A 15,700-nucleotide genomic window follows, 5' to 3' on the forward strand; every position below is an offset into this window, starting at 1 on the left:
GTCATAAGGGGCCAGCCTGGTTTGGCTGGCCCAATGGATTGACGACTCCAACTTGAGTCACCTGTGTAGAGAGCAAACTATGTCTGTCGATTACAAAGCGGTTATCGAGGCGCTCAAAAGCCGTTTGGGCCCCCAAGCAGTCAGTGACGATCCCGTCAGGCGTTTCGCCTGGTCAACGGACGCCAGCTATTTTCGTATTGTTCCCGAGGTAGTCGTGCATGCCGACTCCCTCGATGAGGTACAGCAGACTCTGGCTATCGCCAGAGACCATGGCGCTCCTGTCACCTTCCGCGCCGCCGGTACCAGTCTGTCTGGCCAGGCCATTGGCCCTGGCATACTGTTGATGCTCGGCCATGATGGCTTTCGTCAGCTTAACGTCAGCAGCGATGGCACCAAGGTGAGCCTTGGCGCGGCTGTGATTGGCGCCGACGCCAACGCCGCACTGAAGGCACTGAACAAAAAAATCGGACCGGACCCGGCAACCCTGGCATCGGCCATGATTGGTGGCATCGTCAATAACAATGCCTCCGGCATGTGCTGCGGCACCGCACAAAACAGTTATCAGACTATAGACTCTCTGCGCATGGTGTTGGCAGATGGCACTGTGCTGGACACGGGCTCTGACGCCTCCAGGCAGGCCTTTGAGCAAAGCCACGGCGCCCTGCTGAACGACCTGAGCAACCTTGCCGCCATGGTCAAAGCCAATCACGGCCTGGCCGCGCGGATCCGTAAAAAGTACGCCATCAAAAACACCACAGGTTACAGCCTTAATGCCCTGGTGGATTTCAGCTGCCCCTTCGACATCATCAATCACCTGATGGTGGGCAGCGAGGGTACGCTGGGCTTTGTCGAGCAGGTCACCTATCACACTGTGGATGAGGCCCGCTTTAAAGCATCGGCCATGGCGGTGTTTTTCTCTATGGAAGAGGCGGCCAGTGCCATTCCCTTCCTGATTGGCAAGAGCGTGGCGGCTGCAGAGCTGCTTGACTGGGCATCCATTCGTGCCGTCACCGGGAAAAAAGGCATGCCGGACTGGCTCTCAAGCCTGCCCGAAGGCGCAGCCATTTTGCTGATTGAATCCCGCGCTGCGGATGCAGATACGCTTCAGGCCTATACCGAAGAAGTGATTGGCAAGATTGCCCATATCCCCACCGAACGCCCCATAGTGTTCAGTACCGATCCGGCCGTCTACAGCAAGTACTGGGCGATGCGCTCAGGGCTCTTTCCCATCATCGGTGGCGAGCGTCCAAAGGGCAGCTCCGTCATCATTGAGGATGTGGCCTTTGAGGTGCAGCATCTGGCGGCAGCCGCCAAAGACCTCACTGCGCTGTTCCACGAGCACGGCTATCCGGAAGGCGTGATCTACGGTCACGCTCTGGCAGGTAACTTCCACTTTATCATCACCCCCACCTTTGCCAGCCAGGGCGATATCGACCGCTTCCACGGCTTTATGCAGGCGGTGGCGGAAATGGTGATCAACAAGTACGACGGCTCCATGAAGGCCGAGCACGGTACAGGCCGTGCGGTAGCCCCCTTTGTGGAAATGGAATGGGGCAGCGAAGCCTACACCCTGATGAAGAGCATCAAGTCGCTGTTTGACCCAAGCGGCCTGTTAAACCCCGGCGTGATCCTTAACGACGATGCCACTGTCCACGTGAAAAACATCAAGCCCTGCCCCGTGGTAGACGACCTGGTGGACAAGTGTATCGAGTGTGGATTCTGCGAAAAAACCTGCCCGACCTCAGCACTGAACCTGACCCCAAGACAGCGTATTGCTACCCTGAGGGAAATCAGTCGCCTCGAGGCCAGCGGAGATGAGGAAGCCGCCAGCCGCATGCGGGATGCCGCCAAGTACGACGTGGTGGACACCTGCGCCGCCTGTCAGCTATGTACCATCGCCTGCCCGGTGGACAACAGCATGGGCCAACTGGTGCGTAAGCTCAGAACCCCCTATATCAGCACCACAGAGCAAAAGGTGCTGGACTTCCAGGCCAAGCACTTTGGCGCCGTTAACCAGGTAATAAGCACAGGCTTTGATACCCTGGGCGTTATTCACAAACTCACCGGCGATACAGTCACCTCGGCACTGATGAAAGTGGGCCGCATGGTGTCCAAGGAAGTGCCTTACTGGGATCCGAGTTTCCCCAAAGGTGGGGCTTTGCCAAAACTGCCACCTCACAAGGTTGGCCAGGAAACCCTGGTGTACTTCCCGGCTTGTGGTGGCCGCACCTTTGGCCCCACGCCCCTGGACAAGGACAAGCGTCCGCTGCCGGAGGTTGTGGTGCAGGTGCTCGAGCGCGCCGGCTACAACGTGGTGATCCCCGAACATACCCGCAGCCTCTGCTGTGGCCAGATGTGGGAATCCAAGGGCGATTTCAAGAATGCCGATGGTAAACGCCGGGAGCTCATTGAGGCGCTCAAGGCCAAGTCGGAAAACGGTAAGCTCAAGGTGGTGGTGGATGCCCTGTCCTGTACCAAGCGTACTCTGGGTGGCGATCCGGACGTGGAAATCCTCGATCTGGTGGAGTTCCTGCACGATGACGTCCTGTCACGGCTGAGCATCCGCCAAAAGCCGCTGGTCACCCTGCACCTGGGTTGCAGTGCCCGCCATCTCAAGGTAGAAGCCAAGATGCAGGCCATTGCCGATACCTGCGCCAAAGAGGTGCACAAACCAGCAGGTATTGAGTGTTGCGGCTATGCCGGTGAAAAGGGCCTCTACAAGCCTGAAATCAATGCATCGGCGCTGAGAAACATCAAAAAGCTGCTGCCCGCTGCAGCCACCGAAGGCTACTATGCCAACCGTATGTGCGAGGTGGGCCTGTCGAAACACAGTGGTATTTCTTACCGCCACCTGGTGTATCTGCTGGAAGAATGCAGCCGCGGATAAACAGCGGTAAATCTGAATATCTCCATTACAAAAAGCCGTCAATACGACGGCTTTTTTATTTAAATAACATGACGTTGCAATATTTGCATTTTTGCAAAAAAGCGCCATCGCATTTACTGAATTACCACTATTTTATTAGGGGCATTAGGCCTATAGTGAAATGCCATAACAGGTATGCCTTAAAGGCATACTATTCTTTGCATGTCGGCACACATGGGACAATCAACGATGAAAATAGCCCTCTTCACGCCTTGCCTGGTAAACCAGATGATGCCCGAGGTGGCCATTGCCACGCTCTCGCTGCTGGAAAAACTCGGCCATCAGGTCATCTTCCCCCAGGGGCAAACCTGCTGCGGTCAGCCAATGACCAACTCTGGTTGCTTTAACGAAGCCAAAAACACCACCCTGAAACTGCTCAATGCCTTCAAGGGCGTGGAGTGTGATGCCATCGTCTGCCCGGCAGCCTCCTGCCTGGTGGCGGCCAAGGAAAACTTTCACGAGTTCGACAAGAGCCCCGAAGCCCAGGCCGTTATCGACAAGCTCTACGAGCTGACCGAGTTTTTACACGACGTGGCCCCTGTGACGCAGTTTAACCGTCCGGTTCCCAAAAAACTCAGCCTGCAACTGTCCTGCCACGGCATCCGAATGCTGGATCTGGCGGCGCCGAGTGAATACATGGGCCCACGTTACAACAAGATGGAAGCCTTGCTGTCGCGCATCGACGGCGTAAAGATTTGCTACCCCGAGCGTCTGGATGAATGCTGTGGCTTTGGCGGTACTTTCAGTGTCGATGAAGGCGCTGTATCGGCCAAAATGGGCAAAGACAAGGCCCAGGCCCACGCCAACACCGGAGCTGACTATGTGGTGGGTTTTGACCCCAGTTGCCTGATGCACCTGGACGGTACCATTCGCCGCAGACAATTGCCCATCGAGACCCGCCATCTGGCGCAAATTCTCAACGACGCTCTGTAACAGGGGAAACCGCATGCAAAAAGTCATTCAGACCCATGCCAAAGCCGCCGACATTTTTTGCCGCGACGAAAGCCGCGTAGATTGGCACTCCAAAGCCCTGTGGGTACTCAGGGAAAAACGCGACAGAGCCGCCTCCAGCCTGCCGGAATGGGAAACCTTGCGCGCCCTTGGCTCCCAGATAAAACTCCATACCTTGAGGGAGCTGCCAAGCTATCTCGAGGCCTTTGAAGCCAAGTGCCTCTCCCAGGGCGTACAGGTGCACTGGGCCAAAGATGGCGCCGAGCACAATCGCATAGTGCACGAAATTCTCTCCCGCCATGGCGTGAAAAAGCTGGTGAAGTCCAAGTCCATGCTTACCGAAGAGTGCCACCTCAATCCATTCCTTGAGGGAAAAGGCATTGAGGTGATAGATACGGACTTGGGTGAGCGTATTATTCAGCTCAATCACCAGCCGCCTTCCCACATTGTTGTGCCCGCCATTCACATGAAAAAAGAAGAAGTGGGTGACCTCTTCCACGAAAAGCTCGGCACACCAAAGGGTGAGAGCGACCCGACCCGGTTGACCCGCGCCGCCCGTGCGCACCTGCGTGAACAATTCCTCAGCGCAGATGCTGCTATGACAGGGGTTAACATGGCCGTTGCCAGTGAAGGGGCCGTGATTGTTTGTACCAACGAGGGCAACGCCGACATGGGCGCCAACCTGCCCAAGCTACAGTTGCATTCCATGGGCATAGATAAAATCGTGCCGGATCTCGACAGTGCCGCCGTGCTCCTGCGAATGCTGGCCCGCAATGCCACCGGTCAGCCCATCACCACTTATTCCAGCCTGTACCGTACTCCCAAGCCCGGTGGCGAAATGCACGTCATCATTGTGGATAACGGCCGCAGCGACATGATGCGTGACAAACTGCTGGGTGAAGCCCTCAAGTGCATCCGCTGTGGTGGTTGCCTCAATACCTGCCCCGTGTATCGTCGCAGTGGCGGCTACAGCTATGGCCATACCATCCCCGGTCCCATCGGCATTGCCGTGGGCGCCGACGAAGATAGCACCCATTCCAGCCCCTGGGCCTGTACCCTGTGTGGCTCCTGCAGCTTTGTCTGCCCCACCAAGGTGCCGCTGGATAAAATCATCTTCCACCGCCGCAGGCTCTACGCCGAGCGCAAGAGTTTACCCTATGGCAAGTCAGGTTATATGCCACTGGTGGGCCGCTTTATGGCCAGTCCCTTGCTGCTGGATACCGGCATGGCAGCGGCACGTGTTGCACTGAAAATTCTGCCACACAGCCTGCTTAAACCCATGAGCGGTGCATGGGGTAAATACCGCGAACTGCCTGCTGCGCCCGGCTCCAGCTTCGAAGGCTGGGTGAAAAAGAACAGACCCGAACTGTTGGTGAAGTCAAAGGGGGAGAAATAAGATGTCCAAACAAGCGATTCTCGAGGCCCTGAAATCCTCCGCCATGGAAAAAGTGGCCATGCCAACCATAGACATAGCGCCGGTAACAACCGACCTTAAGGCCTACCTGGCCCAGAGTCTGGCTACCGTAGCCGGACGTCTGGAAGATGGTGGTATGGCCGCGCTGAATGCCCGGGTTGAAGAGCTGATGTCCGGCGGTAACAAGGTACTGTCTACCCTGGCAGACATACCGGGTAACCATAAGGGCGCCGACGACCCACACGGCCTCGCCGATGTCGACTTTGCCGTGATAAAAGGTGAGTTCGCCGTTGCCGAAAATGGCGCCGTCTGGGTAGCGGAAACGGCGCTGAGTCAGCGTATCGCGCCCTTTATCTGCGAAAACCTGCTGCTGGTGGTGGAAAAGGATGCCATAGTCGCCAATATGCATGAGGCCATGACCCATCTTGGCAAATTGGATGCATCCCTGGGGTTTGGGGTATTTATTGCCGGTCCCTCCAAAACGGCCGACATTGAGCAGGCCCTGGTAGTGGGTGCTCACGGCGCCTGCAGCCTGAGCCTTTACCTGGTGTAGTGGCCACTTCCTATGCCAATAAAAAACGCCGCTTTTATGCGGCGTTTTTATTGATGTTATCGCTCTACCCGAAAGTCCAGCCTGACTGAGCTTTCTGCTTTCACCGGCTTGCCATCTTCAAACTTGGGGGCATAACGCCAGGCGCTGAGAGCCTCCATTGAGGCCTTCTCAAAACCCTTGCCGCCTTCTGAGTCGAGCACCTTGGGATCGCGAACCATACCCATTTCATCTACCGTAAAGCTGATTTCAGCCCAGCCACTCTTGCCGCGTCTGACAAGCTCCATTGGATACTCAGGATTCTTACGGAACAGCGGCGTCTGCTCTTGATTGTCATCCCAGGGCTTCATGCTGCCAATGGCAATGCAATGCTCAGTGGAAAGATCAGATTTGCCCATGCGCTCATACAGCTCAACCAGACGACTGTGGGCGCCCAGGGCATAGGGATGGGCATAGTCAAATATTTTATATTGCTCAATAACTTCGAGAAACAGAGGCTCGGCTTTTTGGTATTTACCATTGCCCATATGAGCACCGGCCAGCATGTAGGTCGCTTCAAGGCGCACGGCACTGTTGGCGGGGTGGTTTTCAACAAAATATTCATGAGCATCACGGATATAACCATACACTGCTGACGTGTAATACTCAGTTCTCGACAGCCGCTTGTAAGCGTTCATGCGGGTGTAGGCAAGCAAATCCGCCTTTCCAGACGCTTTGGCAAGCTTCAGTGCACGCTGATAGGCGTTTTTTGCGGTTTTACTGTCTTCAGTCACATCACCAAGCACAATGAGAGGCTCAATCAGATCTGCGGCATTCTCGCCAAATCGCGCTTCATAGCTCGTCAGGCTGAGTGTCGCAATCTCAGTGGCACGCTGACGATTGACCGCAAAATCACCCGAATTGTCTTTTCTGAGCGCCTTGGCCAGATTGAGGCCCAGATTGGCGTAATCCACACTGTCTTTACCAAATTTCGCCTCCCCAAGAACATAGGCCTTGTCGGCAAAACTGCGCGCATCAATGTGGTTGCCGCTTTCCCAAGCCTGTTGGTAACTGCGGTAGACATCAGAAAACTCGTCGGCTAAAACCTGGGGCGAAACAGCATGGAGGGCAAGTAGAAGCGGGGCAATTTTCCCTATTGTTTTCATTGTAATAATTTCCTTTTACCAGTTTCACTACAACACAGCGTTGGAAACTATCACAATCTCCACCGGCTACCAACCAACAATAGCCTGAGTCGTTGAATTGGTTGCAAATTTGTAATAATTGCGTTAATTTTCAGGCGATATCAATGGGTGATTAAAGGAATAAATATAATGCAATCAACGTGGAAGATTTTACCTCTGCTGGTCGTACTCAACAGCTTTTTACCGGTGGCAATGGCGAGGGAGTTTTCCCAGGTTTATGACAGTTATAGGCATGCGTTGGAGATTGGAAATCTGAGCGATGCGCGAAAGTTTGCAGAAGAGGCTTATCAATTGGGGGAGGCCAAGTTTGGTAAAGACAGCCTGAATTATGCGAATCTGGGGTTAAATTTTGCCAAAGCCCTGCGAGATGACTCATCCAAAAAGTACGTAGAGAGAAAAACTCAAGCGACTGAAGTTGCCAAAAACAGTCTGGCGATTTACAGGACGCACTTCGAAGGGACAGCCACCGAATTGATTGAGCCCCTGATGGTGGTTGGTGATGTGACGCAGGACAACAGATTGGCTCGCGAAAGCTATAAGAGTGCACTGGAGATTGCTGAGGACTCGGGTAAGCCTGATATCCTTGCTGTGACCCAAATGGGCGCGTTCAAGCGTCTTTCCCACACAGAGTTTTACGATCGTTCGTTGTTTTCCGGCCTTGAGGATGCCCATGAATATTTCATTAACTCCCTTCCTCCGAATGCAGTCGACCGCCTTGAGGCGACTTACTTGCTCGCCAGAGCCTATCACGGCCAAAAGAAATATTCCAAAGCAGAGCCTCTCTATCTTGAGGTGATAAAGGGCTATGACGTACTGGATTTCACTCACCCCTACAGTCTGTCTTCCCACAGTCGACTGGTTGAACTCTATGAGCATGAAGGCGAGCGTGATAAAGCGACAAAGCATTGCATTGCCATTGGCAGCATGACACCCTGGGATGACAATCAGGAGCAGACACCCCTGTTTCGTAAACCAGCTAAATATCCCATAAATCTTGCCAAACGAGGTAAGGACGGCTGGGTTGAAGTTCATTTTACCGTTGATGAGATGGGTATGGTTCGCGACCCCAAAGTAACGAGATCATCAGGTGGCCGGGCCTTTGAGGCTGCTGCTGTGGAGGCTGTGAGTGCCTGGCGTTTTGCACCCAAGTTTGAAGATGGCAAGCCGGTAAAAGCAAAAACAGCGGTCAAGATGGCTTTTGAAATAGCAAAGTAAATTGATAAAAAACGCCGCTTAAAAGCGGCATTTTTTATTGGCAATGGCAGTCGCAACCACACCAGATACACGCTCAGGCTGCGTCAATCCTGACCAGGCTGTAAACCATCCACAGGGTGAGAACGCTGCTGACACAGGCCAGCGACACCCAGACGCCGGGAACACCAAACAGCCAGGCAAAGCTGTAAATCACTGCCGCTATCAGCAGTAATTTGGTGCCGGTCAGAATAGAGGCTTCTCTTGGCCGGTTGATGGCCTGGAAAAAGCTCGCCCCCACCAAAATCAGGCCCTCAAAGGGCAGCCCCCAGAAATAGAGCCGCATCCCCTCAATGGCCACAGGGCTTAACACCGGATTGTCTCCGGCGAAAATGTACAAGGCCCACTCGGGTTTGCCGTAGATGAACAGCAGCCCCAGTCCTGCTGTCAGCAAGGTCACCATCATCGCCAGATTGCGGGTCTTGCGAACCCTGTCCATGCGGCCGGCACCGGCGTTAAAACTGAGTACCGGTTGAGAGCCAAGGGCGATACCTTCAAAAATCAGATAGAAAAACGCTTCTGTGTAACTCACGACCCCATAAGCCGCCACATGCAGCGGCGTTCCCACCCATAAAAGCGCAGTGTTGTGCAGCGTGAGCACGATGGACAGGTACAGGTTCATCAGCAGGCTTGGCAGTCCCACCCGGGCAATATTCAAGCAGTTGTCCAACTTAAGCCGCATCTGCTGTAAGTCGATTCGCAGCGCTGTCTTGCCCCGGAAGAAATGCTGCAGACAAAGAAGACCCGTCACTGCCTGAGACAGCATGGTGGCGATGGAAGCCCCCGCCAGACCAAAGTCCCACACCACAATAAAGAGGTAATCCAGCAGGGTATTTATCACTCCACCGGCGATCAGCACCCAGGTAACAAAGGCCGGCTTGCCATCGTTTCGCAAAAGCGTTGAAAACGCCATTGAGATCAGCGGGAAAATACACAGGGCAAAGTACCAGAACAGGTAGTCATGGGCACTTTCCAGCACCTCCCCTTCGGCGCCGAGCCAAATAAGAATATGTCTGGCGCTGATTGAGCCCACCAGGGTAAAAAACAGCGCCGACAGCAGTACCAGACTGAAGGCGTTACCGAGGAGCTCCCTTGCCTTGGCCGTTTTCCCCTCACCCAGCTTGATGGACACCAGTGCCCCGGCCCCCATGCCAATCAGGGCGCCGACCGCATACAGCAAGGCGCCCACCGGATAGGCCAGCATAATGCCCGCAAGCCCTGTTTCGCCGAGAAAATGTCCGACGAACATGCCATCAATGGTGACATAAATCCCGGTAACCAGCATGGACGCTATGGTTGGCAGGGTGTAGCGCCAAAAGAGCCTTGAGACTGGCGCTTCCAGCATAGCTTGGGTATGGTTCATGTTTTTTATTCTGAACTTTTGATTGTTATTTTTAACAAAAGAAGGCCGATTGTAGCCAGTTATCCCCCGCCCGGCCAGTGCCCGAATTCCAGATTTGCGAGCCCGTGTCCCGTGAGCCTGCCTCCGCGGAACCAGTGTCCCGTAACAAAGTGGCGAAAGTCCATGTAAAGGACGCTAAGGTTTCGCTGAATCCCGGGCTTGGCTCTGTGCGCCCCATCTATCAAACTACAGGGCTGCCACCTACAGTGCTGCCACTGGCCAGCAGCGCGCCTTCAATGGCATCCCAGTCGAGGGGCTCTGTGGCAATAAATTCGATGCGGGAGTCCATGGCATCATCCAGCTCCGCCAGACTCAATTCAGTTTCAAGCCGGTTAATGGCCAGGATGCCATCCGGGGTTATCATCACCGCCTTGAGTCTCAAACTCGGGTTGGCCTCGACTACCGCCATCAGGGCGTCGAAGTCAAATGTCCACCCGGCATTGAAACACCAGCCACAGGCAAAGATGCCATCGGCCTGATGGGGTTTACGAATAAAGCCCTGGTCGTTGAATGCCAAAGCCTCCAGGGCTTCCTCCTCATCAAAGAGGCCCATGGCGGCCGCAGGCTTGGTGGCAAAGAAGCCCCGGGGAGCGGACATCAGCCGCGGCGCCCGGGTCGATACTTGCATCATGGCCTTAAGCAGGGGCCCAGAGACGGGTGCGTGTGCAGAAAAGGGCAGCACAGGGGCGCCGGGATTGATGTCTGTGACATAAGCGCCAAGGGTAGCTAGAAAGTCAGGTGCCTGAATATCGGCCTTGCAGGCCAGCACCAGATCGGCCACCGCAAGCTGCTGATTGAAGATGTCATTTTGGGTATAACGGGTATCGTTAAGGTTTCGCGAGTCCACCAAACACAGGGTGCGCTGGATGGATAACACCCCCTGATATTCCGGTGCCATCAGGGTTTTGAGAATATTGGCAGGATGGCCGAGGCCTGTTGGCTCAATCAGGAGACGGCTGGGTCTGGCTTGTCTGAGCAGCTGGGCCACCGCCACCCTGGTGGGCACCCCTGCGGCGCAGCAAATACAGCCCCCGGGCACTTCACGGATAGCCAAACCCTCGCGGCTGCCCAGCAAAGCGGCATCCAGGCCGACTTCGCCAAACTCATTAACCAGAACGGCCCAGGTTTCTCCTTCAGGCTTTTGCGCCAGTAATTGTTTGATAAAACTGGTTTTACCTGCGCCTAAAAAACCTGTGATGACATTGACGGGGATATTCCCAAGCAGCATGGCAAGACTCCTTCGGCCCAACTGGCCCTTTGCCTTTTTCGGTGAGTAGCCTCTCGCGGTGGAATCACGCGGTAAAAGACTGCACGCTAAAATCCGGTCAGTGTACCTAAAAGCCCCGCCGCTGACACCCTCAGTCCCGTGCTTGCCGCTTTGGACCGCTCCCCTGACGGGCAGGCTTTCCTGATTGCCGCTGTGAGCCATTACTGCTGCCAGCCCGGCCACCGGCTGTTCGGCTTCCCGTGCGGCTGCCACTGCGATTGCCGTCACGGCTGCCGGGGCGATGCCCTGCATGTCGGCCAGACTTATTGGCAGGCTTACTTCCCGACGTTGATAAAGCGCTGTCGCGATACCTCTGGGGTAAGGGGTCTTTCGCACTGTATCCCTCTGGAGTTATTACCTCAGGCAATGCCGGGCAAAGTGCCTTCAGCAAGGGCAAATCGGCGCGCATCTCAGGTGACAGCACTATCACCGCCAGGCCTTCCCGCCCCGCCCTGGCACTGCGGCCAAGACGATGTATCAGGTCTTCTTCACCGTGGGGCAGTCCCAGACTTATCACCACGGGCAAGTCTTCGATGTCCAGTCCCCTGGCCGCCACGTCGGTTGCCACCAGCAATCTCTGTTTGCCGGATTTGAACTCATCCAGGCCACGCCGTCTGGCGCCCTGGGTTTTCTCACCATGAAATGCGGCCGCCTGCAGCCCATCGAGGGCAAGCTCAGCCACCAGGGTATTGGATTCTTCCCGGGATGAGACAAATACCAGTGCCTGACGCCAGTTGCGCTTTCCCACCAGCTCGGCGACAAATTCGGCCCATCGGGGCTTATCCAGCATAAAGACTTCGAGGGCGAGCTGCTGTGGGATACGGCCTGTGTCTTTGGCGGCCAGGCTTACCGCGTTGGCGAGCCAGCGCCCTGCCAACTCACGCTCCCGCTCGGCAAAGCTCGCTGAAAACATGGCGCTTTGGTGCTGCCCGAGCTGGCGGCGTATTTTTTCGATGTCGGGGGCAAAGCCCATGTCCAGCATGCGGTCTGCTTCATCCAGCACCAGGGTGCTGACACTCGCAAGGGACAGACCAAATTGACCGGTCAAATCCAAAAGCCGCCCGGGGGTCGCCACCAGAATGTCAACTCCGGCGGCCAGCGCCTGACGTTGGGGACGGATATTCACCCCACCGTAAACCGCGAGTGCTGTCAGCCCCAATCCGGCGCTGTAGCGCGTAAAGGCATCGGCTACCTGCACAGCCAGTTCCCGGGTTGGCACCAATACCAGCGCCTGTATCCCGCCACGCTGCCCCTTGTTCGAGATCTGCTGCAATATCGGCAAAGCAAAGGCCGCCGTTTTCCCGCTGCCGGTTTGGGCTACCGCAATCAAATCCCGGCCACTGAGGAGCACAGGGATACTCTGGGCCTGAATTTCTGTTGGTGCAGGATAGCCGCACTGTTTCAGCGTTTGCAGCAGAGGTGCTGCCAATCCCAGTGAATCGAAGGACATAAGTCTCCTGTGGTGGCGAGTTTTTCAGCACTGCCAGTGAACAAAAAAGAGCGCAGTATAACGGCGCACCACTCAAGGTCAAACGGGTTTAATCAGCAAGGCATGGAAATGGGTGACTCAGGCATCCTGCGCCTTTTTGGTTGCCTTGGCTTTGGGCCTGGCCTTGCTGGTTTCAGGCTTATCGGGCGGCGGCGCATGATTGGGATCCTCAGCCAGAAAACGCGCCTCGAATTCCGCCCGGGAGACAGGCGCCGAATACAGGTAGCCCTGGGCATAATCACAGCCCATGGCCGTGAGGATCTCTTGCTGTTTCAGGGTTTCAACTCCTTCGGCAATCACCTTCATCCCGAGTTTTTGTGCCATCACAATAATGGCCTCACACAGGGTTCTGTCGCTGGCGTCCTCTTCCAGATTGCGGGTAAAGGATTGGTCGATTTTAAGGTAGTCGATATCAAATTTTTTCAGATACGCCAGCGAAGAATAACCTGTGCCGAAATCGTCCAAAGACACCTGAATGCCGGCGTCCCTGTACGTGAGCAGTTTTTCAGCCACCCCGGAGGAGGCATCCAGTAACAAGCCTTCGGTAATTTCGATGCAGATCCCGCCGTTAGTCAGTTCCAGCTCCTCAAGCAGGGCGACCCAGCGCTCAAAGTTTTCCCCTTCATCGCGAAACTGCACCGGCGACTTGTTCACCGACAATTGTATGCTGGTGCCATACACACTGTGCCAGTCGCGGCATTGCCGCGCGGCATGCTCAAATACCCAGGAGCCAATTTCCATAATCAGCCCTGTGTCTTCGGCAACCGGAATAAACTCGGTCGGCGAGATATACCCCCGCTCGGGATGATGCCAGCGCAGCAGGGCTTCTGCCTTGTGCACCTTGCCGCTTTGCAGATGCACTATGGGCTGATACACCAGACTGAACTGCTGATGCTCAATCGCAAAGCGTAAGTCCTGAATAAGCCGCATCCGGTACCTGGCCTGCTCCTGCATTGAAGGCGTGAAGTAATTGAAGCGGTTACGCCCCTGCTCCTTGGCCGCATACATGGCCTGATCGGCATTTTTCAGCAGCGCCTCCCGGGTACTGGCATCCTCGGGAAACAGGGTAATGCCGATACTGACACTGATGTAGGCCGAATCCGACCCCAGCTGGAATGGCTCGGCAATGGCCTTGAGAATTTTGCTGGCCGCCCGCTCTACCCCACCCACATCGTGGATATCGCGGATCATTACGGTAAATTCGTCACCACCAAGGCGAGCCACCACATCCGAGTCACGCACACAGGCTTTGATTCTGTCAGCGCACTCGATGAGGAGCTTGTCCCCCATGTCATGGCCCAGGGTGTCGTTAACCTCTTTGAAAAAATCCAAATCCAAAAACAGCAGTGCAAAGCGCACTTTTTGCCGGGATGCCAGGGAAATCTCCCGGTCGAGGTAATCCAGCAACATGCGTCTGTTGGGCAACTTGGTGAGGGGGTCGTAGTTGGCCTGCTGCCAAATAATCTGCTCCTGGGCCTTTTTCTCTGTGATATCAGAGAACAGTGCTACCCGGCGATGGGGCCTGTGGTAAGCATCGTAAATGGTGTTCACGGTAAGCCAAATAAGGTATTCCTTACCATTTTTGTGCTGTTGCCACATTTCCCCCTGCCAACGGCCGGTTTCTTTAATGGCCTGATTAACCTCATCATAAAAAGCTGGCTTGTTTCGTGAGCAATAAAACTGGCTGATGTGAGCGCCCTGCACCTCCTTCGCCGAATAACCGGTGATATCGGCAAAGGCGGCGTTGACCGTGATAATGTTACCCTTGTGGTCCATTACGCTCATGGCTTCACTGGAGTTGTTATAAACAGAGGCTGCCAGCTCCATCTGCTCCTGGTTGTGGCGAACCTGGGTGATATCCAGATGTACACCGCACATCCTGAGCGCTTTACCACGGCTGTCTTTTTGCATCACCCGACCTGTGTCCCTAATCCACAGTATCTCACCGCTTTTACGAATAATGCGATATTCCATATTGTGACTGTCGCTGTGGCCCTGCAAATGTCGGTCGATGGACTTGAGCACTGCCATGCGATCATCCGGATGAATGGAGTCCATCCAAATCCTGTGGTTCTGACGCATTTCATCCACCGAGCATCCCAGCATTTCGGCGCAGCGCTCGTTGCGGTCAATCAGGTCACTTTTCAAATCCCAGTCCCAAAACCCCAGCTCGGCGGAGGCTAGCACCAGGGACAACTGTTCGCGACTGGCGCGCACTGACATCTCTGATTGGGTCTGTGCCGAAATATCCATAAAACCGGCAATCACCAACTGTACCCTGCCGGCACTGCGCTTACAGGCCACCGTCATATGGGTGTGGACTATGCTGCCATCTTTGGCATAAAAGCGTTTATTGAGTTCGTACTGTTCTATCGTGCCCGCCAACATCTTATTGAATTGGGCAAGATCCGTGGAAATATCGTCTTCGTGGGACATCTGCTCCCAGTTCATCGACAGCAGCTCTTTTTCAGAATACTTGAGCATCTGGCACAACCTGGGGTTAACCTTAATCCAGTGCTTGTCAACGGAGGTGATGGCAATGCCGATGTTGCCGACATTGAATTGCGAGCGAAACAGGAAATCATCCTGCAGCTTTATTTTTTCGTCCCGTTCAATCTCCAGCCGCCGGGCCAACAGCCTGGCGAGTAACAAGGTCGCCAGGGGACATACCAGCATTACGGTAGTGCCTATGGTAGACACCAGCTCCCAGGCCAGATCAAAGGGCATAATAAAGAAGCACAGCAAGCTGCCAATGTGAACCAGCACGCCAAGCAGCAATAACGGCCCCGTGCTTATCTCAATCAGATTTTTCTGCCAGGGGATGCGCCACAGGATCCCCATGACAGCGGCGAAGGCAATGCCGGCAATACCGGCCACCATGGCCGGACCGCCCATACCGTAGCGATAGATGGCCATCATGGCTGAGGCAATCAGGGTGGGAACTGCGCCGAAATAGAGACCGCTGACACTGAGCAGCACACCTCGGGTATCAAAGTAGATCCCCTCGGCAAATTCGTAGCGGGCAGACATGATGGTCATGCCGATGGCGCCAATCACCAATCCCAGCATGATGTGCCAAACCCACCGGATCCGCTGCTGTTTCAGCCAGGGGATGGCGTCATAAAGGTACACCAGCGCCAATAGCAGCGCGGCATTTTGGACCAGCGGAAAAAAAATACCCTGGGTCATTTTCTGCCTGTACTCTCCCGGGTTTGAATACCTGAGACTTTCTCCATCATGCCCTTGTTACACAAAGGATAAAAGCC

10 protein-coding genes are annotated in these 15,700 nt (G+C 55.0%); 5 read left to right on the forward strand and 5 right to left on the reverse strand.

Annotated features, from left to right (window positions below; translation table 11 throughout):
- The first annotated feature begins 79 nt into the window (after positions 1 to 79).
- The 4 genes from K0H63_RS13580 (at position 80) to K0H63_RS13595 (ending at position 5,844) form a co-directional block, all read left to right on the forward strand.
- Positions 80 to 2,887, forward strand: a complete 2,808-nt coding sequence (locus K0H63_RS13580; protein ID WP_220065143.1) for an FAD-binding and (Fe-S)-binding domain-containing protein — start codon at positions 80 to 82, stop codon at positions 2,885 to 2,887.
- 228 nt (positions 2,888 to 3,115) lie between these two features.
- The gene (locus K0H63_RS13585; RefSeq protein WP_220065144.1) at positions 3,116 to 3,859 is read left to right on the forward strand and encodes a (Fe-S)-binding protein; all 744 of its coding nucleotides are present in this window, start codon (positions 3,116 to 3,118) and stop codon (positions 3,857 to 3,859) included.
- Between the two features lie 13 nt (positions 3,860 to 3,872).
- Complete coding sequence (locus K0H63_RS13590) at positions 3,873 to 5,273, forward strand: lactate utilization protein B (RefSeq protein WP_220065145.1); 1,401 nt, start codon at positions 3,873 to 3,875, stop codon at positions 5,271 to 5,273.
- Between the two features lies 1 nt (position 5,274).
- A complete protein-coding gene (locus tag K0H63_RS13595) occupies positions 5,275 to 5,844 on the forward strand; it encodes a LutC/YkgG family protein (RefSeq protein WP_220065146.1) in 570 nt (189 codons plus the stop codon).
- A 56-nt stretch (positions 5,845 to 5,900) separates the two neighbouring features.
- Here K0H63_RS13595 and K0H63_RS13600 read toward each other — a convergent pair whose 3' ends face one another.
- A complete protein-coding gene (locus K0H63_RS13600; RefSeq protein WP_220065147.1) occupies positions 5,901 to 6,986 on the reverse strand; it encodes a TonB family protein in 1,086 nt (361 codons plus the stop codon).
- Between the two features lie 147 nt (positions 6,987 to 7,133).
- Between K0H63_RS13600 and K0H63_RS13605 the strand changes: the two genes are divergently transcribed.
- Positions 7,134 to 8,240, forward strand: a complete 1,107-nt coding sequence (locus tag K0H63_RS13605; protein ID WP_220065148.1) for a TonB family protein — start codon at positions 7,134 to 7,136, stop codon at positions 8,238 to 8,240.
- A gap of 73 nt (positions 8,241 to 8,313) precedes the next feature.
- Here K0H63_RS13605 and K0H63_RS13610 read toward each other — a convergent pair whose 3' ends face one another.
- The 4 genes from K0H63_RS13610 to K0H63_RS13625 all read right to left on the reverse strand — a co-directional run bounded on the left by K0H63_RS13610 (position 8,314) and on the right by K0H63_RS13625 (position 15,623).
- Entirely contained in the window at positions 8,314 to 9,639 is a 1,326-nt protein-coding gene (locus K0H63_RS13610) for an MATE family efflux transporter (RefSeq protein WP_220065149.1), read from the reverse strand.
- Between the two features lie 220 nt (positions 9,640 to 9,859).
- Positions 9,860 to 10,906, reverse strand: a complete 1,047-nt coding sequence (locus tag K0H63_RS13615) for a CobW family GTP-binding protein (RefSeq protein ID WP_220065150.1) — start codon at positions 10,904 to 10,906, stop codon at positions 9,860 to 9,862.
- Positions 10,907 to 11,036: 130 nt separating this feature from the next.
- Positions 11,037 to 12,395 carry a DEAD/DEAH box helicase gene (locus tag K0H63_RS13620; protein ID WP_220065151.1) on the reverse strand — a complete coding sequence of 453 codons (1,359 nt, stop codon included), beginning with the start codon at positions 12,393 to 12,395 and terminating at the stop codon, positions 11,037 to 11,039.
- Between the two features lie 117 nt (positions 12,396 to 12,512).
- Positions 12,513 to 15,623 carry an EAL domain-containing protein gene (locus K0H63_RS13625; protein WP_220065152.1) on the reverse strand — a complete coding sequence of 1,037 codons (3,111 nt, stop codon included), beginning with the start codon at positions 15,621 to 15,623 and terminating at the stop codon, positions 12,513 to 12,515.
- Between the last annotated feature and the right edge of the window lie 77 nt (positions 15,624 to 15,700).

The organism is Shewanella zhangzhouensis (assembly GCF_019457615.1).
In the GTDB taxonomy this organism is placed as follows: Bacteria; Pseudomonadota; Gammaproteobacteria; order Enterobacterales; family Shewanellaceae; genus Shewanella; species Shewanella zhangzhouensis.